Source organism: Streptococcus sp. HF-2466 (assembly GCF_015594645.1).
GTDB lineage: Bacteria > Bacillota > Bacilli > Lactobacillales > Streptococcaceae > Streptococcus > Streptococcus anginosus.
The window spans coordinates 1-610 of the sequence record NZ_JADNQU010000028.1 but is presented as its reverse complement, the minus strand read 5'-3'; the positions used below and the strand labels follow the sequence as shown (position 1 = coordinate 610).

Annotated in this window: 1 protein-coding gene; it reads right to left on the bottom strand. The window is 42.3% G+C overall.

The genetic code is table 11. From position 1 onward, the window contains the following. Positions 1-610, bottom strand: a 610-nt coding sequence (locus IYQ91_RS09905; protein ID WP_229311776.1) for a hypothetical protein, incomplete at both ends; no start/stop codon positions are given.

Here is a 610-nt window from a genome sequence, read left to right as displayed (position 1 = left end):
CCTTGCTCGACTTTGACTTCCCAAACTTTTTTTCGAGCGTCTTTATGATAAGTATTCACTCGCAAATGATAAGTACCTGTCGGTTTATTCCAAGTAAAGACTGTTCCTGTCGTCCCTGTATTGCTATTAGACACAATCTGATAATTCGTAATGGTCTTATCCATCAACCAGAGTACGACATTATCACTCTCTTTGTTGCCGTTATGCATAGCTGTAAAATTTCCGTCTGTCTTAGCAGATATTAGATATTTCTCTCCTTTGACCAAATCAATGGAGGTTGATTGCACATACAAGGTTTGATTATCAAAGTCCGTTGGCTTACTGTCGGGTTTAAACTCTCCTTTCGAACCTCTCAACAAATTACGCCCGCCAACACTAATTTGGCTTATCTCCTCTCGAATCCCGTCTGCAGTCTGTTTGACCTCTGTTTTGCTGGCTTTGTCGCCCATTTGCTGGGTTATCCGAGCGAGGTTTTGTTCATTGGATTTCTCGTAAGCGGTTTGTTGGGAGCTGATAGCACCGACTTCTTTTTTTACCTGCTCAATATTAGCGGAGCTTTCCGCCTTTTCTTTGAGCAGATCTGCCTTAACATCGTTTAACCCTTGCTTGG